Below are 21790 nucleotides of genomic sequence, written 5' to 3' on the forward strand. Positions count from 1 at the left end.
ACCTTGAACCTTCGGCAAACTCCGCGGATCGATACCCGGCGCGCAGTGATGGCTTGGTCACCTCAACCATGCGGCAGCGGAAACGGCGTTGCGCGGTTTACGGTCTCACAGCCGCGGGGCGCACTCGTGCGCGAACCTCGTCGTAGAGCGCAATTTGCCCCGGCATGGAGATCGTGACCGCAAGCCCGAACGGAACCAGTTCGTCGATGTTCTCGCCCGTGCTCGGCTCGCGCTGAATCCTCAGCGGAAGGACCATGTTGGCCGTCACAACAGCCGCACGGTCGCCACTCCAGCAGCGTGTGCAGACTGTTCCGCGATTGATTTGGTTTCCGTCGGGCTGGTTTCCGTGCGCGGCAACGCCCAGGCCCTCGATATCAGCCGGATCCAGAATTTTCATGCGGACCGCCCTGTAGGCCTTGCGGCCGGGCAAGACAGGCGTGAGCCAGGCAAGCGTTGCCGCAATATAGTGCGGCTGCGCCCTCCCGCCGATCGCGGCTGGTATCGGAACCGTTATGTCCAGGCTTCGCTCGTCGCCCAACGATCCAACTGCCCAGAAGGTGGCCCGGTCGGCAGCGCAAGCCACCGTGTCCTCTGGGTCGAGGGCGCCATAGCCGATAAAGCGCCGAATATTATCCTTCTGACGCGGCGCTTGCCCTCTTCCGAAGGGCCCAAGAAGATCCCGGACAAGTGACGCGGTAGAGTCGGGCCAGCGCGCGGGATGTACCAACAGGGCCTTGATCAGGACGGCACGCTGCGCGTTCGACAGCTGGAGAAACTCCTGGCCGTATTCCTGCTCAAGCGCATCATGAATCCTGTGAGCCGTCCTGGAAGCCAGAGCGGCGGCGGCGCTCGTCCCATTTGTGTACGCCTCGGCGCCCTCGACTCCCGCCAAAGCCGGAGGCGCGGCAACCTTCAGGCCGGCTCCCCTGCTTGCGCGGGCTGGAGCCACCACGATCTCGCCGCCGCCACTCCGCATCACGCGAAGATGCTCGCGAGCGCCAGGCATGAGAATGTCTGGCTTTACGGCATCGGCGAAACCCGGACCGAGCGCGCTTGATGGATTCGAGGTGTCGAGTGCGGGAAATGGATTGATATTCGCTCGCGCATGAGGCCTGTCGGCTTGCGGCACCCAGTCAACGTTCCGAGCACCAATCGTGAGCCCATTCACCGTTTCCGCCGGGGACAGGAGCCGGCGGTCGGCCTGAATGTCGGCGAGCGCCCGAACGACAGCACGGGCTCGGGCGTCATCCTGTGCATTCTCGAATTCCAGGCTGGTGGGAAATGCACGCACGGGAAATTCGTCGGTGACATTGCCGGCGCTTACGAGGAAGAGAATCCCGAACTGGTAGGCGAGCCGATCCAGAAGTCGGGCCCACGGCGACAGGTGTCCATGAAACGGCCGGCGAGCGTTGCCGAGCGATATGTTGATGATGATTACGTGCGGCGCTGAGGGATCGGCTGGGCCTCGCATGCGCAGCACTGCCTGATAGATCAGGTCGACAATAAGCCGGTCCGGAGGAAAGCGATCGGCAGCACCAAGCACCGGAATAAAATGTATCTGCCGCGGCAACGGCGCCTCCGGTCGGTTGCGGTCGCCATGCACGATGAGGGAGGCCATCGCCGAACCGTGAACACGTTGTGCCACCAATGTGTTTGGCTCGAGCCCGAAGAGATCCTCGACGCTGACATGTTGCCGAAGAAGTGGGTGGCCTACCACCGGCACGCCGTCGAGCACCGCCAGAATTGGATCGTTGACGACGGCCTGGGGAGCAATGGGGGCAAGCGGAACCGTATCGGCGACGTTGATTCCGGAAACGACGCTTTGAGGCCGGATATACATGACCTGCTCGATCCCGGCCAAGCTGGCGGCCGATCTGTCCACAATAGGCCTGATGGCGGCGACCGGCAGTCGCGCCAGAATTGCGTGATAGGCGATATCGGCCAATCGTGCCCGGCTGAGGACTGTCCCGCCATACGCCCCGATCGCCCGTGCGACCGTTGCCTCATTCACCGCAGCGGCGTCAGCATTCGACCTGAACACGATCTCTATTTCGAGCGGGATCTGCTCGTCCTCCGCTTTGCCGAAAATCTCCTCGTCCAGGATTGACGCGTCTGCCGGCTGCACTCGATCTTCGGGCCCCCAGGGCCGCAGATCCCTGAGACAGGCGAAGACATCGCGCCAAGCGGTGTGTCCCTCCGGAAGGTCCCTTCCGGCGACCCAGGTTCGCCAAAGGCTCTCGATCTGCCGCAAGGCCCGTACATCGGGAACAAGCAAGTACGCGACGGGCGCCACGTCTTCATCGCCCGGCAATTCCTCTTCGTCGATCAACTCAAGACCCGCAACCCTGCTCACCGCCTTGGCGAAAGCAGCGATACTCCCCCTCACTTCAAAGACGAGAAGCCGCTCGGGAGCCAAGGCTGCGGGATCGGCCCGTAACTCAAGAGCAGCGGGGTCTCGCGCAAGCACTTCAGCAAGGCGGGCGAACCTTTGGCCGAAGCGCTGCTCCTGATCTGCTCGCGGGTAGGCCTCAGGCCGCGGAATGACCGCGCGTCTTCCCGGCAGCCTTGGCTGGGGTTGACCGGTATTTAGCCTGAGAAGGGGTTTGGTCGGATCGCTCGGCATTTGGCACCTCTGGTCGCACTCGAGATGCCCAGAGATCTAATTCCGCCCGCAATGCGTCATTGATCGAAAGCTCCCCCAAGCCCAATATTTGTCGTCGTCGAACATTCTGGCAAAAATCGATTGCCTCTGCGTAGCTCACCAGACCGAGCTTGCTTCCCACAGAGCGTACCGGGAGACGCGGTTGGTCGGGCCACTGAGACATCACGCGATCGAGGAAAATCTCGATCTGCTTCTTGTCCGGAGCAGGAAAACCAAGGCGAAGCTGGAACCGGCGCCAGACAGCGCGATCGAGGAGTTCGGCGTGGTTTGTTGCAGCGATGACGATGACGTAGCTTGGAAGCTGGTCCAGCTGCATCAAAAGAAACGATACGACCCGCTTGATTTCGCCGGTCTCGTGCGTGTCGCCGCGCTCCTTTCCGATGGCGTCGAACTCATCGAAGAAAAGCACGCTGGGTCGGCTGCGGACATAGTCGAAAAGCTTCCTGAGACGCGCGTTCGTCTCGCCGAGATAGCTCCCGATGAGAGCATCGTATCGCACCATGAAGAAGGGCAGGCCCAAGGCCTCTGCAACCGCTTCGGCAAATGAGGTCTTTCCGTTTCCCGGCGGTCCTGAAAGCAGAACGCGATGGCGAGGTTCGTAGCCATGGGCGCGCAATACATCGGCACGGACGTGCTCTTCGATCAACTGGCGACCGCCCTCCTGAACAGGCAGCGGTAGAAGCAGTTGCGACATCTGCGTCCGCGGCTCGAGCTCAAGAATCGCATCCTTGCCGGCACCGGCCAAGGTGGCAGCAGTGGTCAACGGGGAAGGCGTAACCGGAACGGACGACAGAGCCCTTTCCAATCTATCTGCCACGATGTGGTGGTTTTGGGCGCGCTCCTCGGCCACGATGGCCTCGGCGGTCGACCTCAGCATCTCCCGGTCGCCGGTAGCACCGGCGCGCACCAAGGAAACCAGGAGGTCACTACGAGCCATAATTCGCTACGGTCTTTCGCCATTTCTCGGAACAGAGTTCCATCGCCGAATCGTACACGAAAAGTTCTTAACTGTCTTGCAATGGGGCGCACCAATGCGGGTACTGCTGACCGAAATCAACCGCTTTACGGCCTTTCGCCAGTTCATAGCAGCCCCCAAGCTCGAAACCGACCGTCCCCGTCATCTCGCGCAGACCGAGCTCGCCCGACGAGGTTGCATCAGCGCTCAAGATGTCGATCACCCCGAGCGAAGTCTGCACTAAAAGGCCCAACGGCGTCAGCACTTCCGCTTGATGTCAGCGCCCTTCACGATCTCGATCCTAACCCTTTCCGAATAATCCGTTCAGGGGTGCGGGGTCCAGAGAGCACCGCTTTTCGGACGGGCTCAGGCGTATCGGGCCAAAGCACGCTGTTGAGAAACTTGGGCTGCAGCGTAGTAGCGGCGCCTCAATTCGTCTTCGTCTTCCGCCGCCGACCGGCTCCTCGGGCTTGCCTGAAATCCGGGGCGGGCTGCGAAGTCGCGCTGAGCTTCGGAAAACCCAGCGATCCCCCTCAGCAGGCCGATCGCTACGATGATCACAATCGTCACCACCCCTGCCGTCGTCCAGAAACCGCTCGACGTCCATCCGGCCGATTCCACGGACGGCCCGCTGGTGGAAATCACGTCAGTGAGAGCTTTCTCACCTGATAGGAGTTGCGACCTCACAGTGGACTTGGGGACACTCTCCAACGCGGCGATCTCGGGTACGGTCTTCTCCTCCACCATCCGGCGGTAAAGCGCTCGCAGCTGAGCGTCGTTGAGCTTGTCCGAAAGGCGGCCACCGAAATCGAAGAGGAGAGGCGCTGTATCGAGATCGTAAATTGTCCGCAGTTGAATCGCCATCGACCCAGGGACCAGCTTGTCGAGTGGATCGCGCGCCGGATCGAACCGGGACACCGGCGAATTGATGCCTGGGACACCTTCGCGTCTGTCCTCATCGAACGCAGCCGTTTCCTTGCGTAGTTTGAGACGGTCGTCACGCAGAAGGTTAATCAGCTTGCGATGGCTTGTGGTCTTGAGCCACGCAAAGTTGTTATGGATCTGGACGCCATCCAGGCACCGCCTGTGGTAGGCGATCATAGCCTGCTGAATTGCATCGTCGGCGAACGACGTATCAACTCGATGCAGTGAGCGGATGAGGTCGCTGCGCTCCAGATCGCTCAATCGTGGTTCGCATGGAGCGTCCCCGCCGGCAAAGGCAGCAGCAACTGACATTGAGAGTGCCAACAGGGCCGCCAGCGGACCGATGCCACGCAGGTTCGGATAAATGTTCACGGAAATTCCTCCCGTTGCGGTATGTGAGAACTCACTGAAACGAGTGCAAGGGGCCCGGCCTGTAGCCGGCCCCCCGTCATCAGCACTTCCGCTGGAACGTCGCGCACCTCCACGGATCGCGAACGATGTTCGCGATCGTGCCGCGGTCACCGCCGAGGATGAACTCGCGGACTTCCGGTGCGATGGCGTGATCGCCACCGAACGGCTTGCCATGTGCGATTTCTCCGACCTCGACGTTGGTCATCCGATCCGGCAGGAGCAGAGCGAGGCCGTAGGTCGCCCAGATGGCATAGGTCTTGATCGCGCCGTTGACGAGCAGGTTGGCGGGCGCAATCGCTGCGGCGCAGCCTTCAGCTTCCCCCGAGGCCTGTGACATCCCCGTGCGATAGCTCACGGCGATGTTGTTCGCCTTCTGAACCAAGGTGACCAACTCGCCCCGGTACTCGACCAGGTATTTGTCGGGATCCAAGCCCGCCTCCTGTACCCGCTTGATTTCCGCATAGACGGAGGTCAGCAGTGGGTCGAACTTCGCCTGCGTAGCGCTGGCCGAGGCTGCGTACTTGTGGTGCAGTAGTCCGCGGCTTGGGCACCTGAGACCGCGAGAGCCAGGATGACGCCGACAGCGCCGACGCCAGCGTATTTGCTAAAAATGTTTTCCATTTCGATCACCATTGAGCGGTTCGTGAGCAAGGCCCCATGCCTGTCTCTTTCGCTCCCTTGCGACCTAAGGACCCGTGCCGATCTCCAGAGTGCGCATTTGCGGACGATATTCCGTCAGATTCCGCATAACCCTTTGAGAATATGGGAGTCTTTTTTCCACACTTCCCGTCTTCTGCCATCCCCCCTTCCTCAAATAGCCCCGGGGGCGGGCGGCAGAAAACCGCCATGTTGATCCTGCCGACTACGTGCCTTCCGCCATGCAGGTCTTCGAAAAGCGAAAATCGATGGTAGCTCAATTTGGTCGACAGGATTGGCTTCCTCGGCTTTCCAGCCGATCGAGGGCACCGGCCCACTCGACGTGGAACGACGTGCCTTCAGTTGCGGGTTAGATGATCCCCCACGCACGAAACCTTCCCCTCCCCGTCATCTCGCGCAGACCGAGCTCGCCGATCAGGTTGAGCGCCCCCTGCTTTGTCACCTTTAGCCGCTCCTGGATCATGCCGGTGGAGACGAGCGGCCGGGACAGCACCAGCTCGACCAGGCCGGGGAGTTTCGAGCTGGCGCGGCGTTCGCGCAGCCGCCGCTCCATCTGGCTTTTTGCCAGCACGAGACGGTCATGTTCCTTCAGGCCAGCCACTGCTGCGTCGTGAATGGCATCGAGCAAGGCGAGCAGCCGATCGCCGCGACTGCGCGCCCGCCTCCGCTCCCGCGGAATGTTCTTCGCGCCGAGATGCAGGCAAGCGAGATGGTGGGCGGCGAGCCCTTCCTGCCGCAGCAGTGCAGCCACGAGCAGCGGCCCGAGCCATGTGGCATGCTGCAGCACCTCGATGTCCGACCAGGCTTCGAGCAGGACCGCAGCGCGCAGGATGACTGGTTGCCCCCGCGTTTCCGCGAGCACAGCCTGCCATTCGGCCAGCCGTTCTTCTTCATTCCAGTCGAGGTCGTAGATCAGGCCGTTTTGCGGCTCCGGCCGGTCGTCCGGGCGCGCCGCTTTCACCCGCGCGTCGGCGCCGCTCAGAAGCTTTGACGAGCGCGCCAGGACGGCATCGATCTCGGCAAATTCTTCGGCCAGCAGATCGGCCTCGGCGTCATCGCGATCGGCGGCTTCCACAGAGGCAGTTCCAGCCCCCTCCCCGTCCCGGCTTTTTTGGCCCGCCGCCGGCATGGCGCCGCCGCGACCGGTCAGCGCCAAAAAACCGTCGCGGCTGAGCGCCCAATCCGGTTTTTGCGCAAAAATCCGCCGGCGGGTTCGCAGCACCGCGTGCGCCCGGGTGAGTTCGTGGGTCGGGGTGCGGATGTCCATGTGGGCGTCGTGCAGCACGAGGTCCTCGAGGTGGACGAGTTCGCCCTCGAGCCAGAGCGCGGAAACCGCGTCGGCAAAGTGCTGGCGCTCGACAAAGCCGTCGCGCACCGGCGAACGGGCGACCCGCTCGTCGAGGCGGACCAAAACCTCGGTCGCGCGGGCAACCGGCCCTATCAGGGTTTCCAGGGGCAGTTTGTCGAGCGTGTAAGCCATTGTTTTCATGATGGCTGATTCGCGTTGGTCAAGCTAGTGAGGGTATCATTGGACTTACGTCGTGTTTCTTCAGGGGCAAAACTCATTATCGATAATGACCTCATATCGGGACTGTACAGGACCACGCCCTGGGGCGGTCAGGAGGCTAGAACACGTTGATTTTCATGCTGATCGAAGCCGTAGGAGCTACGCAAAGGGCCACTAGAGACGTTTACAAACGATCGTTTGTTGATATCTTCGGTGTTTGTACAAAACGCCCCTTTCCTATGCTGAGAGACGACGCGAATGGCCCGTGAAGCGCAAGATCGACGCTCCGGACGACCAAAGGGCCGGCAAATCGGCTACGCGCGCGTGTCGACGGACGAACAAGCGACGGAAGCGCAGGAGATTGAGCTGCGATCGGCCGGCTGCGACGTCGTCGTCCAGGAACATGGATCCGGTGCGTCGAGAGCTCGCCCTGCCCTACTGCGATTGATGAGCGACATCAGCGCCGGTGATGTCCTGGTCGTCGTGCGTCTCGATCGCCTTGCGCGCTCGGTCAGCCATCTTCTTCAGGTGATCGAGGATCTGACTGAGAAGGGCGCGCATTTCCGATCTCTCCGAGATCCAATCGACACGTCGACGCCACAGGGCATGTTTTCGCTACAGGTACTCGGCGCCGTTGCCCAGCTCGAGCGTGCGCTGATTTCGGAGCGGACCAAGGCCGGCATCATCGCTGCACGATCCAAGGGGCGCCTGCCAGGCAATCCTGGTATCCGGGAGCGCAGGCCCGAAGCCCTGGCGAAGATGACAGCGGTGCAAAAGGCAGCCTATGGCCGACGGCTACAATCAACGATGAACCAGTGGCTTCCGACGGTCCGCCGGATGCGACCAGACCACAACTGGGACGATATCGCTCGGGTCCTGAAGCAGCGCGGCCTCGATTGGACGCCTGAACGACTGCGGCGGGCAGTGAGGTGGCTCGTCACCGAGCACCTGGCCGAATCCACTCTGCTAAAGAGGGCGTCTCCTCAGCCTCCCGAAGATCGCCTGATGACCCTTGTGGCAGGGATTTCGCAGTCCAACCCAGACCTATCGCTACGCGACATCGCTGGCCAGCTCGAGCGCCTGCATGAGCGAACCTCACGAGGGAGCGCAAAATGGTCGGCCTCATCAGTCAAGAATCTGCTTGATCGAGCCCGCCGGCTTGGTCTCGTCGCTGAACTACCCGCGAGCTGACCGAGGGACAAGGACGTCATCCCGCTACAGAATGGTCCTCAGTTTACGGTCCGGGGCTGACGCTCAAGATCCCCGAGCCGCTTGTACACGGCCCAGGCATCAGCTGGAAAAGCGCTGCCGGCCCGCGCCAGCCAAGTCGCACGATCGAATTCGGCAAGTGAGTTCCACCACACCATTCCGGCGGTTTCATCGGGCGTCGGTCTCCCAGTCGTGTTCGTTTTTCATGCCTTCGATGCTCTCATAAGACGCTCGTCCCGACAAGCGCTGCAGCGATCGTTCAAGCTCATAGAGCGGATCAAAACCCGCCCTCCTCATCATGATCCGCGCCCCGGTCTGTCGAGGCTGCGTCGCAAGGCATCGCTGATTTCCAGCCGGGATTCGGTGCGCACAACCTTGCCCGCAGTCTCCAAATCGACGGCAGCGGCTTCAGCTCCGGTTCCGGTCGTCTTCGACGCGTCAAGCTTGGCCCGCAACAAGGCCATCACCATCGGCCAGACCGAGAACTTTCCGACCTTTGCTCGATCTGTCAGGCTGCGCAAATAACCGCCGGCGCTGTTGATCTGATCCTGCCGCTGGTAGATCGCGGCAATGGTAATCGCCGCCTGCTGCTCACCCATTGCCGTTCGCGCTTCCTCCCAGGCGCTCGGGCTGACGCCCATGGACGGCCGGGCAACCTCGGCCGCGGCCAGAAATTCACGCCAGTTGCGGATTCCGCCGCCGCCCTTCACCAGCCAAAGCATGTTCGGGCAGGCATCCAGCACGATCCCTAGCGGCAGTTCGCGTTTCGGTAGGCTCCGTACGTTGTCGGTGTCCGCAACGTTGCCGCCCGCTTCATGCTTATTTCCTAAGCCATTTTCAGATTCAAATTTAGAGTCTGGTTTTGAACTCTGTATGTGGCGCCCATTTTGAGACTCATTGGCGTCCATTTTCCGTGTTTTCACAAATGATTCCAATGCCTCACGCACCTCAGCCCAAAGGCCTTCGAGCTCCTCGGCAATCGCCTCGAGAGTCTGCCTAGGTGCAGTGCGAGGTATCTGACCAACAATCGCCTGGTAGGCCTGCCGAACTCTGCCCCAGTTCGCCGGCACGCCTTCCTCAATGCCGGTGTCGATCATCTTGACGACATCACGTCGACATATGGTTAGCCGCTCCTTAACGAGACGAAATGCCTTCTTCTCAGATCTGACCGCTTCCGCAAGATCCTTGAACTCCTCAGCGCGCGCCACGATCGGCGAGATGTCAAAGCCATAGGCTTGCTCGATCTCGCCCCCCTGCCCTTTCCGGGCGAAGCGCTTGCCGTTTGGGCTGTCCCGACGGATGATCAATCCACACTCGACCAGAACGGCCAGGTGTCGCCGTAAGGTCGTTGGGGGCATGCCATTGGCGCGGCGGATCAGCTGCTCGTTGGATGGCCATACAACCAGTTCGCTGTCGCCATAAAGCGCCGTGTCCGGATGGAACGACAACAGCGCGTCGAGAATAGCCAAAGCGCGATCAGTGGCGCCCAGAGCGATCCTGGCGTCCTTGATATCTTGGAAGACATGCCATTTGTGGACGGTCGCGTCCTTCGGCACGGCCCTCGCGGTGACTTGGCTTGAAATCATGCCAAGCGTCATCGGCCGCCGCCCAAAGGGCGTCGTCGCAATATTCGTCTCCATTTTCTTTCACCCTCGATTAGGCAAAAGAAACCTGCTCGCCGAAACGACGCCAATGACTCTTGACAGTGATTCGTGGAGATGCGATTCTCAGTCAGCTACTACGGAGAAGGGCTTCCACGACGAAAGTCGCTTGGGGGCCTTTTTCTTTTGCGGTTTCAGTCTCCAGTTGCTGCTTTCTCCGTCTTTCTGAAGGCCTCATAGAGTCCTTGCAGATTGTCGGAAATCCAAGTTCCAAAGCGGCTGCCATCCGTCTCCTTTACGGCGATTGTGACGGCCGTCCCTGCTCTCTGAACGCTGACGCTAACCGACTTGTCATCCGGAGCCCACGATCGGACGCCGGGTTTCACACTGGCCTTGCGGACGCGCTTTTCCTTTGCGTTCAGGGCCATGAACAACTGCTCAAAGCGTCGGTTACTCTCTAGCCCGCTGAATTCGGGCTCGGAGAGGATTTCATCGACTATGCCCGATTTCTTGGCGACCAGCAGGGATAGCTCTACCCACCGCTCGCGGCCTATAGATGGAGCTGATCCAATTTTACTTATGACAGATGGCGGGATCCGTGTAGCAACCGACACCATTTTCGAGACGGCGGCGGCATTTGCAGCCAATGCCGACGAGATGACATCTCTGTCGTAATTCAACTCCTCGAGACGCTTTGCGAACATCGCTTTCTCGATAAAACTTAAATTTGCTCGGGCAGAATTCTCCTGGCCCTGAGCAATGACATGAGCCTTGTCGTCGATCTCCTTGATGACCGCCCTAACCTTCCGTTGGAGATCTCGGGCCACCCGGACACGCCGATGCCCAAAGACGATCATGAAGCGGCCTTCGATGCTCGGGTGGGGGCGCACAAGAATGGGGGAATCCTGACCCCTCTGCTGAATTGCTTCCAGCAGTTCCTGATACTGTTCCCTGTCGTCATCCATGCGATCGGAAACGAACGAGCCGTCAATAGCGTCCGGGTCGAGTTCGACTACATGCTCACCTTCAAGGTACGCATCCGCCTGCTTTGCCAACTCATTAACGGAGCGGATCATGGATTTCGAAGCACCGCGAATCGGATAGGCCGCAGTTGAGCTAGATGTCGGCTGGTCGTCTGCCTCCGTCTCTGCGAGGCCGGAAAGAAGATTCTTACGTGCCATCTTGGTCTACCTCTGGATATAACCTAGTCTGTTGAAAGCGCTGCGCAAAAGTCCGTTTTTGTCAGCGGACAAGTCAGCGCCCCCATGCTTTATGTATCAACGTAGCGATTTCTCCGTTTACGACATCGAGTGCATCCATTGCCCGCTCGTATGTGGAACGAGTCATCGCGTTTTTTTCGACTTCGTAGAGGCTCTGCTTGGTAATCCCCGCATCAGAAATCGCCGTGGATTTCAGCATCTGGTTCTTGAGGATGAACTCACCAAAAAGCGTGTGGAGGAACGCTACCATCTGCGCCTGCGGCTGATCCGTCGGCTCGTATCGCGTTATAAGATAGCGATACCACTCCAGGTTCACCTCGGCACCCGCTGCCCGGATTGGCTCCAGAATATTCCCGAGCATCAACAGGAATTGGCCCATTGACATGACATCGAGCATTTGCGGATGGATCGTTATCAAGACTGACGTTGCAGCGGTCAACGCTGTAATTGTCAAATAGCCCAGTTGCGGCGGGCAATCGATAACGACGACATCATATAGGGCGTCGACCTCACCCAATGCCGTCGAGATGCGCGTGAAAAACGCCCTTCCCACGTTAGACGTCCTGTCCGTCATCGCCAAAGGCGTGTCGTATTCGAATTCTTGCAGCTCAAGGTTTGCTGGGACGATATCCAGTCCTGGGAAATTTGTTGGCCTGATGATTTCCGAGAGAGAGACCTTCTCGTCGTCGTAGCGGATCGCATCGTAAAGCGATGTCGTTTGGTCGAGTTCTGGCTGGAACCCGTGCAGTGAAGACAGCGACGCCTGGGGATCAAGATCGACAGCCAATACACGGTGTCCCGTCAGAGCGAGATACTGGGCGAGATGAGCTGCTGTCGTTGTTTTGCCGCTACCTCCCTTGAAATTAACCACAGCTAGGATTTGAAGTTTCTCGCCCGACCGACGATGGGGAACATACATGCGGGCGTCGGAGCGCCCGTGTTGGTCAAGGTATTGGCGTAGCTCGATCATCTGCCCGGCCGTGTAGGATCGTCTGCCAGAAGACGAGGTTTCAGGTACTGGGCCTTTGCCCTCTAGATGTAGTTTTTTTAGATGGCTCTGAGAAACACCGAGATACGTCGCCACCTCCGCCAACGAAAAAGAACGCAAATTCTTCTTGGCGTGGGGAGGAAAACGCTGCATCGAGAGAAGGTGAAGCTTCTTTGATATCTGATCCCCTTGTTCGAGAATGCGTTTCTCGAACAGCAATGGGGTTTTCGCGGGAACGGGCGAACTCACGTTCATTCGATCAAGACTCTCTAAAAACGATTTTTGGCGGAATGTGGCCAAGCAACCGTCATTATGTCCGATTCGTTCGAACCAGCAAGAAGTTTTAAGTTAACAAGAGGTTAATGCCCTCATGCTGCGCGGCATAACGAATGTAATCTGATTCAAGGAATTGAATACGCTAGGCAATTTGCCGATTTTGTCAGCGGACAAGGAACCTCGCTTTTGAGGTTGCCCTTTGGCACCAGCAGAAGGCTTCAAGTTCGGCCGCCGAGGCCCACGTGCTGGGCATCGCCTAGCAATAGACGTCAGCAAGGCCGGGCGATGTGGTGAAGGCCCGTTTCAATGAGATGCGCGTAGTGGTCGGCCCGAACTTGTCAGCCACGATGAGCAGTAGTAATTCGACGTCGGCGATTGCCTTGTCCTGGACGATCGAGGTCATGGGGCACGACAAGACTGCAGTAACCGGCGCCGCCATTTCACACCGGGCAATCAGATCAACAGCAAAAGCGGCTCCCTAGAAATCCGCGGAGCGGGCCTGAAACGAGTAATGTCTGGGCGGACTAATGCTCATCGCAGTGTTTCGGGCGAGGGTCGAGGCAGGCTAGGCCGCGACTAACGCTTTGAGAAGACCTCAGCGGTCAGCGACGGAGTGAAATGCTATAAAGGCGCTGTGTGTCGGATGGGGCGGGTCGTAAGGGGACAGAGAGGCGGGCGAGGATGCTCTCAGCCAAGTTGGACCAGCGTTTTCGCAAGGATATGAAGTGGTACTGCCTCGACGTCATGTCTCAACGGAAAGCGCTCTGCTCCCGGATAGACAACGAGGCGACGGATAGGATCTATGTCCTCGCACGCCAGATGAAAGCCCTTCTCCACTTTTGGCGTCAGGCTGCGCTTGATTTCGATCGCCCAAGGGCGGCTGCCTGGAGGGGTCAAGAGGAGGTCGATCTCGGCGCCGGCGGATGTGCGATAGAAGTTGGCTTCTGTGCCGGACGGGGCGACCGCAAACAAGGTCTCAATGACAAATCCTTCCCAGCTGGCGCCGGCCACGGGATGAGCGAGAACATCTTCAAGGGTTGTGAGTCCAAGCAGCGTATGTGCAATGCCGCTGTCGCGGACGTAAACCCGCGGCGACTTGACCAGACGTTTTCCGACATTTGCATGCCACGGCTCGAGCCTTCGCACCAGCAGCAGATCGACTAGCAGGTCGAGGTACGACGCAATTGTCTTGCCATCGACTCCGAGGGCTCGGGCAAAGTCGGCCGCGTTGAGGAGGCCGGATTGATGATGTGCCAGCATGGTCCAGAAGCGGCGCAGCGTTTCGGCCGGAATGCGAGGCCCGAGCAGCGGGATATCGCGCTCAAGGTAGGTGCGGATGAAGTCCTGCCGCCACCGTTGACTGGCGCGGTCGCTCGTAGCCAGAAAGCTGTCGGGAAAGCCGCCGCGCACCCACAAGGGGTTCAACTGTTCGGCCGGCACCTCCAGTCCGTCAATCGGATGCATTTCAAGATAGGCGATGCGGCCGGCGAGCGTCTCACCAGTCTGCCTGAGGAGATCGATGGAAGCGGACCCGAGCAGCAGAAAGCGCCCTGTCTTCTTGCCGCTGCGGCGACCGCGGTCAATCAAGCCACGAAGATTCTGGAACAGGTTTGGAAGCCGATGGACCTCATCAAGGATCACCAACTCGCCCTCATGTTCGGCAAGGTAGAGCTCCGGCTCCGCAAGCTTGGCTCTGTCCGCATCGGACTCGAGATCGAGATAGATCGACGGCCGTGTCTGGGCTATCTCGAGCGCGAGCGTAGTCTTGCCGACTTGGCGCGGCCCAATCAGTGCCACCGCAGGGGTAGTGTCTATCAGTTCGGCGAGTTGCGTTTCGATGCGGCGCTTGATCATCCTCGCAATTATGGAGTGCAATTCCTGATTTGCAAGGACGGAACCGAATTGTCAGCCTAATTGAGCTATCGGCACGCGGACCGTCCTCTATAGTCCTGATGCTTTGGTGAGATTGACCCGGAAGCGATCGCGCCGGCGCTGGTATCTGCGGGTCATCTCTGCCGAGGCATGGCCAAGCTGCTTCTGCACATAGCGTTCGTCGACCTCGGCCGAGGAGGCGAGGCCAGCGCGCAGCGAATGGCCGGAAAACTTTTGGCCGCGCTCGCCCGCGGAAAGATCACCGCGCACGCCGGCAGCGAGCGCCGCGCGCTTGACCAGCCGCGCCACCTCCTGGTCGTTCAATCGCTCGGCACCGACAGCCTTGCCCTGGCCGGTGACGCGTCGAAATAGCGGCCCATGGCCGACCTCGCCAGTTTCAGCCAGGTTTGCACCGCGACAATCGGGCATGTGGCATCGGACGAGCCACGACCGATCTCGACCTCTCGCCAGCCGGTCTTTCCGCGCAATGTGACGACAACGCCTTTGTCCAAAACCTCGATCCAGCCGCGGCCGTCCTCGGTTTGGTCCCTGGCAACGTCAAGGCCAACGATTTCGGAACGGCGCAGACCGCCGGCGAAACCCAGGAGAAGCATGGCGCGATCGCGCAGGCCGCGCAGCGTCCCGCGGTCAAGGGTCTCGAGCATGGCAATCAGGTCTTCAGGCAGAATGGCTTCTTTTTGCCGGGGAGGGGAAGCGTGGCTGTTGCGAATGCCGGCCAGCACAGTGGCGATATGCCGGTCCTTTCTGTCCAATGGTTGGCCACGCTGAGAAAAATTCCAGGTCCGCGAAGACAGACGTCGCTCGATTGTCGAGACGGCGTTAGGCTTCTTGTCGCTCGTCACCTTCCCGGACGCGCAGGCCGTGATGTAAAGGCCGACGACCTGCGGATCCGGCGGCAACACATCCAGATGCTGGCGGCGCGCCCAGGCGCAAAAATGCTTCCAATCGGCGGCGTAGGCGCGCCGGGTGTTGAACGAGCTTGCTACCTCCACGTAATCGCGCGCGCGCTCGGCCAGCGCTTCCAGATGCGCGGGCAGGGGAGGGGCGTCTTGCGACTCGGAGGGCGCCTGCGCCATGTCCATGACGATATCGACAATATCAGGCAAATCGTCGGCTGGAGGCGGGAGAGGGGAGGTGCTGGCGATCGCGGTCGTGCTGTGGGACGGCGCTGAGCTCTCCTCAGGAGGATTTCCGGGGTTTTGCTCGACGATAGCGGTGTCACTCTTCTTGGATGAGTGGACTGGATGTCGTTGTTTTGTAACATTCATCGCTCATCCTAATTCAGTGGATTCGTCCCGGTTAGGTGGATTCTTACCCTGATTTGGTGGACGAAGGCGAGGGCGACGGTGATGGGTCGTGACCCCGACAAGTTCGCGGCCGATGATGCCGACTGGCGCAGGGCGGTAGCGCGCGAGATCGTCATCCGCCCCCTGGCGTCGAAGGATCGCTTGTCTCCCGCCGATATAGGCCTCGCGTGCCGCCAGCTCGGTGTGAGGCGGGCCCGCCTTTATGAACTTCTCGGTCGATATCGAGCCTCTCCTGTCGCGAGCTCGCTGCTCGGCCACAACCCCGGCCCGGCGAAAGGGCGGCGGCGCCTGTCGGAAGAGATGGAGGCGCTCATCGAGACCGCGATGCGCGACACCTACCGCAGGCGGGAAAAGCCTTCGATCACCGCCCTGCATGACCGCGTTCGAGAGTTGTGCCGAGCTTGCGGAAGGTAGCGCCTTCCTGGAAGGCGGTAAGAGCCCGTGTAAAGCTTGCCGATCCACGGCTACTGATACGTGATCGGGAAGGGGCGAAGGCGGCGCGTGAACGGTTTGAGCCCGTGGTGCAGGAATATCGCGCCGATCATGCGCTTCATATCGTCCAGATCGACCACACATTGGTCGATCTGTTTATCGTTGATGCCGTGCATCGCCGGCCCCTTCAGCGGCCTTGGCTGACGCTGGCCATCGACATTTCAAGCCGCATGGTGGCGGGGTTCTATCTCACTCTGGAAAGTCCGTCGTCGGCATCTGTAGCCCTGTGCGTACCCAAAATGCGCCGCAGATGACCAGTGTGCGCACCACAACCCAGATCTTCGACGTCGGTGGTCTCCAGAATTCGATCGGAGCCACACGTGCGCCCCTCTTGAACGGGGATTCTAAGCACTTGCTGGAGTGCGGCCTATGCTCCGGGGTCTCGGTGATCAGGAATCGGGCGAAGGTATGCAGCGCGGCCAAGCGAGTGTTTCTGGTCGCGATGCTGTTGTGGCGGTCGCTCTCCAGTGAAGCCAGCAAACGGTCGACTCGGTCGGCGGTGATGTCGGCGACGCGCCCAATGCCTGAACGCCAAAACTGTACCGAATATCATGGACGCGCGGCAAGCGACCTGCGCCGTCCCGCACGACGGGGTGACGACCAGACGATTTATGGCCTGTCTCAGTCCGGCCCCAGTAGAGCCGTACGGATGCAGAGCAATCCGGATTGCGGCTCGACGTCGTTTAGGGTCACACGGGCTAGCTCTCCACGCCGCAGACCAGCGGTGTATAGGATATTGATGGCCAGCCGGTGAGGGCCGGCAACACTGGCGAGTTCGTCGTAGGTGTTGGCTGCGGCAAGCATTCGCAACACCTGAGCCGGCTCGAGAATGACCGGCCGCCGATACGACAGCTATCGTGTGAAGTAGAGTGGGTCCGGTGCGAAGCAGCCTGGTTCCGCCCTTCTTCGGAAGAGACAGCGTTTACGCGCGCGCTCAGGATCTTTCTACGCTTATCGCCACAGAGCTGGCTGCCGATCGATGCCGTCGCGCGCCTGTGCCCAGGTCTGCCTCCGCGCCCAGCATCGACACCGCGTATGCCCAACCCAGCCGCTGCGCCAGCAGGGCGTCGGCGAGCCAGACTCCAAGGGAGAGCCCCAAGCCGTGGCCTTCGTCGATCGCGATGGCGCCGCTCATCATACCCACCGTCCCGACATTGGCGGCGAGATGGCGGAGATCGTCCGTCGGGTCGCGGACTGCCTCCTGGTCGTGGGCTTGACCGAATTCCTCCAATACCGCGGCCAGATTTCTCTGCGTCAGAAGCTCCTCTGCGGGCCGGGCGGCCAGCCGGCGCCGGGCTAGGAGCAAAAGACCGGCTGGCCCGACATTGTCGCCCGGTCGTGTGAGCAGCACCGCGTCGCGCAGTGCCGCCCCGTCCTCGACGCGGCCGGCCTGCTTCGCCGTTTCCGGGGTCGCCGAAAGCGCCAGGCGCCGACCCACCGCTCATGCCCGGCGGACCACCGCATCGAGCGCGCCGATGGTGGCGCCTGCGTCGCGCACCGTCCTCATGGATCGTTTTCCAGACTATCTCGAAAGACGCTGGGAGGAAGGCCAGCGCAACGGATTGCAGCTGTGGACCCAAATCAAGCATCGAGGCTTAGAATGCAGCAGGGCGAACGTCTAGAGGTGGACCGCCGCCCGTAAGGAGCGGTCATTGACCGCTCCACCAAAGTCGCCGTGGCGGCAGCCATCGCGCCGGAACTGTGTGTGGCTCCTTCGCGAAGACCCGCAATGAGCAGAGCAAGCGGTTCTTCCAACATCTGCATGAACATGCCTCAAGATGATCAAGCGCCAGATGTACGGGCGCGCCGCCTATCCACTCCTCCGGAGCCGACTGCTGGCAGCCGCTTGACCCGGCTGGAAAGGAAACCATGAAAATAGTCGCTGCATCAAATATGCGGTAGGATCGCAATTTTGTCTCATTTTCTGCAATGCCGAACAGGTTCTTTTAGCTTACGACCGGGGGCACTTTCATCGCCCTATGACAGACATTTCAATCCACGCCGCCGCGTGCGGATTGCATTTCAGCAATCGACCAATTTTGGCGCAAACTGTCCTCTACCGGATATTAGCATTTCCGGTGCCGTCACCTGACAGCTTTTTCGTAAAACAGGCGGACGACGGAGGCTAAGGGTGCAGTGTCATTGGCCGATCCTCGTATGACGACGGAAGTAGTTGAGCCCTATGACAATCAGCAGAGGACCGCAGGCGTTCCCTAGAAGTGAATACGTTCGGTGGCTTGCCACGGTGAAGTCGGACATGACGTGGTGCGATATCGAGACGCTGGGCGTGTCCGATCAGCGCAACATCACCTACCTGACGGATCCGACTACAACTAGCTAATCTGATTTGGAGATAGATTTTGCCCGAAGCCAAGCAAAAAGCGCGCCTGGGTCGTGCCGCAGAGAAGAGGGGTTCCGCTGACGCCCTAAGCGCATTCAAACCGAAATCCTGTTAGAGGATCTAAAAAATGGAAACATCGGCCAAAGACAAATTCAATAGCTTGCCCGTGCTTTTACGGAAAGGTTCTCCGAGCGAACTCGAACTCGGGATACGGACAACTCTAGCGCCTAATTAATAACCCGACCTTGCAAAGGCCCATCGCATGACTGTCCCCTCGATCGCCAATCCAGATTTGATTACCCTGTTCGACAACAAGGCGCGCTGGAACCTGCCCGACCACCGCCGCCTCGGCTTCCATAATCTCCACACAACGACGCTCTATTCGATGTCGCTGCGCGCCCCACGCGTCCTGCCACTCAGGAAGGACATCGACTGGACCATAGGCGAGCGTCCCGGCGTCGCACGTTTCCTCACCATGCCGCATTTCTCGGCCTTCATCGTGGTGCGTGGCGAGCGCGTCCTCTACGAGCGCTATGCGCCTGACTTCGGGCCCGAGAAGCCGCATCCCATCATGTCTGTCACCAAGACGACGCTCAACCTACTGCTCGGTCGCGCGGTGGCGGACGGCCTCGTCAATCTCGACGAGAAAGTAGGAAATTATTTGCCGGAGATCGGTACCGGGTACGCCAAAGCGACCGTCAAGGCAGTCGCCGACATGAATGTCGCCAACGATCTCAGCGAGGACGTCAGCGACCCCTACGCTTCAATCTGGGACTTGGATGTAGCCAGCGGCTGGCGCCTGGCGGCGGAGGGTCAAAAGGAACAGACGACCCGCTCCTTCGTCTGCGGCGTTACCGGAGAGGATCTGGTGAATCGCAGCGGCGAGGCGCAATACAAGTCGACCAACAGCATCGTCATTGGCTGGATCATTGAGCGGGCCAGCGGCCGGCCGTTGCGCGACTGGCTGATCGAGATCGTTGAGGCGGCTGGCATCGAGGGATGCTTCCATATGAGATGCGACCGCGAGGGCGTGCCGGCGCTCTCCAGTGGCGCCTGTCTCACCGCCCGCGATCTCGCACGCTATGGGCTGCTCTTTGCGCGTAAGGGCGAGGGAATCGACGGCCGCCGCGTCGGCGATGCCGCCTTCATCGAAGATACCCGCCGCAATCCCGGCCCTTCCATGCCGAGGCCGCGTGAATGGATGCGCTATAGCCGCCAGATGTATACTGACGGCACGTGGATCGGACACAGCGGCTATGGCGGGCAGTATATGCTTGCCAACTCTGACAGCGGCACCGTCGTTGTTTACTTTAGCGTGCTCGAGAACAACAGCGCCGCCGACCCCGAATTTGGCGCTGCTTTTATGAAGATGGCAGGCGACCTCGCTGCGGAAGGATGAGTTTGGTTGTCGGCTCCATGAAAGACGCTCGAGCTCGAAAGCTCGAGGATATATGAACTTTGGGACTCTTCGGCTGCGAGAACAGCGATGACTCGGCCGTGGGTTCGACTGCAAGCCACGTCCGCCGGCGGGCCTTATCGGTCTCGCTGGAGGTACAGCCCGCCGCCGCCGTCCGGTTGTCACGCGACCGAGATCTATGTGCGGCGCGCCCTGCCGGTGTCCTCCCCACCGGCAGGGCGCCGTTTTCCGAGCGCTGGATGGGGTCGCTTGCAGCGCGGCGCATCTCGGCATGCTGAGCAAAGCCAAGCGACTTCGATCGTGGTGTCGATATCGGTCACATTCCAACGACGCCGTTGGACATGAGCTTGAACAAGGGCGCGAGTTTGGGTGAGCCCCTGCAAGCAGGTCTCGAGTTGTGGAACGTCCAGTATCGGCGTTTCGGTCCCGTTCCTGGGCAGCGCCAATCGCCGGCTTCGACGATCTGTTCCTTTCATTTCCCGATTGCCGAATACGAAGCGACAAGAACTCTGCACAAATCCACGTGTCCGCAAGTTCAAGAGCATGGTTGCTGGAGCAAGTGAAGTCCGAACGCCGGACGTTAGTTCAGCCGTTGTACGGCTGAATGTTTCCGCCACTCCTCTCCCCTTTTTGAAGCGCCCATTGCGGTTAAAGGGCCAGTTTGATCGCAATCAGTGGATCGAAGCCTGCAAACTAGTTGGTGACCGGCGCCAGGCCCAGAGAAGGGCTTATCGCCCCGCTGAAGTGATAAATCGATCGCGCTGACGACACTTGGCACGCCGGCGTGCTTGGGGTCTGATGTGCCCCAACATTTGAAGTGCTGGAACGCGGAGCCGCTGGGCGGTCCCTCGTTGGCATATCGCAATCGGGTGTGCGTAGCGCCTGCGTCGTTAAGATTTGGAGGACTCAGGAATGACACTTGCCGAACCTGCAACGGGTCTCCCAGCCATAGAACACCGGCACAGGGATCAAAGGCAATATCCTCACGGCGTGGCGTTTATGGATGGTCAGTACCTTCCAATGTCCGAAGCCAAGGTGTCCGTTCTGGACTGGGGCTTTCTGCATTCCGACGCCACCTACGATACCGTTCATGTTTGGGAAGGGAGGTTCTTCAGGCTGGACCTGCACATGGATCGGTTTTTCCGCGGAATGGAAAAGTTGCGCATGAGGCTACCCTACAACCGCAGTGAGATCGAAAAGATCCTGTCGACCTGTGTGGCGCTGTCCGGACACAAGTCGGCCTATGTCGAAATGATCTGCACGCGAGGCGGGTCGCCTACCTTTAGCCGTGACCCGCGCCAGTCGGAGAACCGGTTCATCGCATTCGCGGTGCCTTTCGGGTCGGTTGCCAACAAGGAGCAACTGGAGCGCGGCTTGCATGTCGCCATCAGCAACACTGTCCGGATCCCGCCCAAGTCGATTGATCCGACCATCAAGAACTACCACTGGCTCGATTTGGTGAAGGGCCTGTTCGATGCTTACGACTACGGTGCCGAAACTGCATTGATCGTCGACATCAACGACAACATTGCCGAGGGGCCTGGCTTCAACGTTTTCACCGTCAAGGACGGCTGCTTAAAGACACCGGCTTACGGCGTCCTTGCCGGCATTACCCGCCAAAGCGTATTTGATCTATGCAGCGAATTGAGCCTACCAGTTAGCGCTGGCGACATTGATCGCGACGAACTGAAGGACTCCGATGAAGTTTTCATTACGTCTACAGCGGGCGGGATCATGCCGGTGTCCAAGATTGACGAGACCGTTATAGGCGACGGCAAGGTCGGCGCTCTGACTCGTCAGCTGACAGACCTGTATTGGGAGAAGCATGCCGATCCGGCATGGTCAAGGGCCGTAAATTACGCATAGTACCGCGATATATTGTCGAGCTTCCTCTCCCGCGCAGGGAGGGCTTTGCTGCCGTGAGTCCGCC

18 protein-coding genes and 1 pseudogene are annotated in these 21790 nt (G+C 60.0%); 6 read left to right on the forward strand and 13 right to left on the reverse strand.

Going from position 1 to position 21790, the window contains the following annotated elements; all coding sequences use genetic code 11:
- Positions 1–97 precede the first annotated feature (97 nt).
- Positions 98–2623, reverse strand: coding sequence for a S8 family serine peptidase (locus NKI73_RS26840; protein WP_352634125.1), 2526 nt, complete (start codon positions 2621–2623; stop codon positions 98–100).
- Positions 2529–3539, reverse strand: a complete 1011-nt coding sequence (locus NKI73_RS26845; RefSeq protein WP_352625079.1) for an AAA family ATPase — start codon at positions 3537–3539, stop codon at positions 2529–2531. Before NKI73_RS26845 ends, NKI73_RS26840 begins: the two co-directional genes overlap by 95 nt.
- A 154-nt stretch (positions 3540–3693) precedes the next feature.
- Between NKI73_RS26845 and NKI73_RS26850 the strand changes: the two genes are divergently transcribed.
- Positions 3694–3861, forward strand: a complete 168-nt coding sequence (locus NKI73_RS26850; RefSeq protein WP_352634127.1) for a hypothetical protein — start codon at positions 3694–3696, stop codon at positions 3859–3861.
- A gap of 122 nt (positions 3862–3983) precedes the next feature.
- On the opposite strand, the gene NKI73_RS26855 is transcribed toward NKI73_RS26850, so the two are convergent.
- From NKI73_RS26855 to NKI73_RS26865, 3 genes are all read right to left on the reverse strand, one after another.
- Positions 3984–4913 carry an RNA polymerase sigma factor gene (locus tag NKI73_RS26855; protein WP_352634129.1) on the reverse strand — a complete coding sequence of 310 codons (930 nt, stop codon included), beginning with the start codon at positions 4911–4913 and terminating at the stop codon, positions 3984–3986.
- 79 nt (positions 4914–4992) lie between these two features.
- Positions 4993–5382, reverse strand: coding sequence for a hypothetical protein (locus tag NKI73_RS26860; protein ID WP_352634131.1), 390 nt, complete (start codon positions 5380–5382; stop codon positions 4993–4995).
- A 576-nt stretch (positions 5383–5958) separates the two neighbouring features.
- Positions 5959–7089, reverse strand: coding sequence for an RHE_PE00001 family protein (locus tag NKI73_RS26865; RefSeq protein ID WP_352634132.1), 1131 nt, complete (start codon positions 7087–7089; stop codon positions 5959–5961).
- A gap of 285 nt (positions 7090–7374) precedes the next feature.
- Here NKI73_RS26865 and NKI73_RS26870 point away from each other — a divergent pair, with 285 nt between their 5' ends.
- Positions 7375–8307 (forward strand): recombinase family protein, encoded by a 933-nt coding sequence (locus tag NKI73_RS26870; protein WP_352634134.1) that lies wholly within the window; start codon positions 7375–7377, stop codon positions 8305–8307.
- Between the two features lie 314 nt (positions 8308–8621).
- Here the strand turns inward: NKI73_RS26870 and repC are convergent, their stop codons facing one another.
- The 6 genes and pseudogenes from repC to NKI73_RS26900 all read right to left on the reverse strand — a co-directional run bounded on the left by repC (position 8622) and on the right by NKI73_RS26900 (position 15385).
- Positions 8622–9965, reverse strand: a complete 1344-nt coding sequence (gene repC, locus NKI73_RS26875; RefSeq protein WP_352634136.1) for a plasmid replication protein RepC — start codon at positions 9963–9965, stop codon at positions 8622–8624.
- Between the two features lie 155 nt (positions 9966–10120).
- A complete protein-coding gene (gene repB, locus NKI73_RS26880; protein ID WP_352634138.1) occupies positions 10121–11107 on the reverse strand; it encodes a plasmid partitioning protein RepB in 987 nt (328 codons plus the stop codon).
- 73 nt (positions 11108–11180) lie between these two features.
- Positions 11181–12389 carry a plasmid partitioning protein RepA gene (repA, locus tag NKI73_RS26885; RefSeq protein WP_352634166.1) on the reverse strand — a complete coding sequence of 403 codons (1209 nt, stop codon included), beginning with the start codon at positions 12387–12389 and terminating at the stop codon, positions 11181–11183.
- A 277-nt stretch (positions 12390–12666) separates the two neighbouring features.
- Entirely contained in the window at positions 12667–12813 is a 147-nt protein-coding gene (locus NKI73_RS26890) for a hypothetical protein (protein WP_352634140.1), read from the reverse strand.
- Between the two features lie 284 nt (positions 12814–13097).
- Positions 13098–14264: an ATP-binding protein gene (locus NKI73_RS26895; RefSeq protein WP_352634142.1), complete on the reverse strand. Its 1167-nt coding sequence runs from the start codon at positions 14262–14264 to the stop codon at positions 13098–13100.
- Positions 14265–14351: 87 nt separating this feature from the next.
- A pseudogene (locus tag NKI73_RS26900) lies at positions 14352–15385 on the reverse strand (site-specific integrase).
- Positions 15386–15652: 267 nt separating this feature from the next.
- Here NKI73_RS26900 and NKI73_RS26905 point away from each other — a divergent pair.
- Positions 15653–16024: a hypothetical protein gene (locus NKI73_RS26905; protein ID WP_352634144.1), complete on the forward strand. Its 372-nt coding sequence runs from the start codon at positions 15653–15655 to the stop codon at positions 16022–16024.
- A gap of 50 nt (positions 16025–16074) precedes the next feature.
- Here the strand turns inward: NKI73_RS26905 and NKI73_RS26910 are convergent, their stop codons facing one another.
- Positions 16075–16218 carry a hypothetical protein gene (locus NKI73_RS26910; RefSeq protein ID WP_352634146.1) on the reverse strand — a complete coding sequence of 48 codons (144 nt, stop codon included), beginning with the start codon at positions 16216–16218 and terminating at the stop codon, positions 16075–16077.
- Here NKI73_RS26910 and NKI73_RS33720 point away from each other — a divergent pair.
- Positions 16213–16356: a TnsB C-terminal domain-containing protein gene (locus tag NKI73_RS33720; RefSeq protein WP_502909612.1), complete on the forward strand. Its 144-nt coding sequence runs from the start codon at positions 16213–16215 to the stop codon at positions 16354–16356. The genes NKI73_RS26910 and NKI73_RS33720 overlap by 6 nt on opposite strands.
- A 680-nt stretch (positions 16357–17036) precedes the next feature.
- On the opposite strand, the gene NKI73_RS26915 is transcribed toward NKI73_RS33720, so the two are convergent.
- On the reverse strand, positions 17037–17540 hold the full coding sequence (locus NKI73_RS26915; protein WP_352634147.1) for a DUF1403 family protein: 504 nt from the start codon (positions 17538–17540) through the stop codon (positions 17037–17039).
- Positions 17541–18705: 1165 nt separating this feature from the next.
- On the opposite strand from NKI73_RS26915, the gene NKI73_RS26920 reads away from it, so the two are divergent.
- Together NKI73_RS26920 and NKI73_RS26925 are read left to right on the forward strand one after the other, a co-directional pair.
- Complete coding sequence (locus NKI73_RS26920; RefSeq protein ID WP_352634148.1) at positions 18706–19842, forward strand: serine hydrolase domain-containing protein; 1137 nt, start codon at positions 18706–18708, stop codon at positions 19840–19842.
- Between the two features lie 930 nt (positions 19843–20772).
- Positions 20773–21726 carry an aminotransferase class IV gene (locus NKI73_RS26925; protein WP_352634150.1) on the forward strand — a complete coding sequence of 318 codons (954 nt, stop codon included), beginning with the start codon at positions 20773–20775 and terminating at the stop codon, positions 21724–21726.
- Positions 21727–21790: the final 64 nt, after the last annotated feature.

Source organism: Mesorhizobium sp. M0496, from assembly GCF_040321205.1.
In the GTDB taxonomy this organism is placed as follows: Bacteria; Pseudomonadota; Alphaproteobacteria; order Rhizobiales; family Rhizobiaceae; genus Mesorhizobium.

Excerpts from the sequence above, each read along its gene's own strand:
- NKI73_RS26845 (WP_352625079.1), bottom strand. The coding sequence starts at position 3,539 with ATGCTGAGGTCGACCGCCGAGGCCATCGTGGCCGAGGAGCGCGCCCAA.
- NKI73_RS26890 (WP_352634140.1), bottom strand. The coding sequence starts at position 12,813 with ATGACCTCGATCGTCCAGGACAAGGCAATCGCCGACGTCGAATTACTA.
- NKI73_RS26870 (WP_352634134.1), top strand. The coding sequence starts at position 7,375 with ATGGCCCGTGAAGCGCAAGATCGACGCTCCGGACGACCAAAGGGCCGG.
- NKI73_RS26920 (WP_352634148.1), top strand. The coding sequence starts at position 18,706 with ATGACTGTCCCCTCGATCGCCAATCCAGATTTGATTACCCTGTTCGAC.
- NKI73_RS26905 (WP_352634144.1), top strand. The coding sequence starts at position 15,653 with ATGGGTCGTGACCCCGACAAGTTCGCGGCCGATGATGCCGACTGGCGC.
- NKI73_RS26925 (WP_352634150.1), top strand. The coding sequence starts at position 20,773 with ATGACACTTGCCGAACCTGCAACGGGTCTCCCAGCCATAGAACACCGG.
- NKI73_RS26840 (WP_352634125.1), bottom strand. The coding sequence starts at position 2,623 with ATGCCGAGCGATCCGACCAAACCCCTTCTCAGGCTAAATACCGGTCAA.
- NKI73_RS26895 (WP_352634142.1), bottom strand. The coding sequence starts at position 14,264 with ATGATCAAGCGCCGCATCGAAACGCAACTCGCCGAACTGATAGACACT.
- NKI73_RS26910 (WP_352634146.1), bottom strand. The coding sequence starts at position 16,218 with ATGCACGGCATCAACGATAAACAGATCGACCAATGTGTGGTCGATCTG.
- NKI73_RS26865 (WP_352634132.1), bottom strand. The coding sequence starts at position 7,089 with ATGGCTTACACGCTCGACAAACTGCCCCTGGAAACCCTGATAGGGCCG.
- repB (WP_352634138.1), bottom strand. The coding sequence starts at position 11,107 with ATGGCACGTAAGAATCTTCTTTCCGGCCTCGCAGAGACGGAGGCAGAC.
- repC (WP_352634136.1), bottom strand. The coding sequence starts at position 9,965 with ATGGAGACGAATATTGCGACGACGCCCTTTGGGCGGCGGCCGATGACG.
- repA (WP_352634166.1), bottom strand. The coding sequence starts at position 12,389 with ATGAACGTGAGTTCGCCCGTTCCCGCGAAAACCCCATTGCTGTTCGAG.
- NKI73_RS26850 (WP_352634127.1), top strand. The coding sequence starts at position 3,694 with ATGCGGGTACTGCTGACCGAAATCAACCGCTTTACGGCCTTTCGCCAG.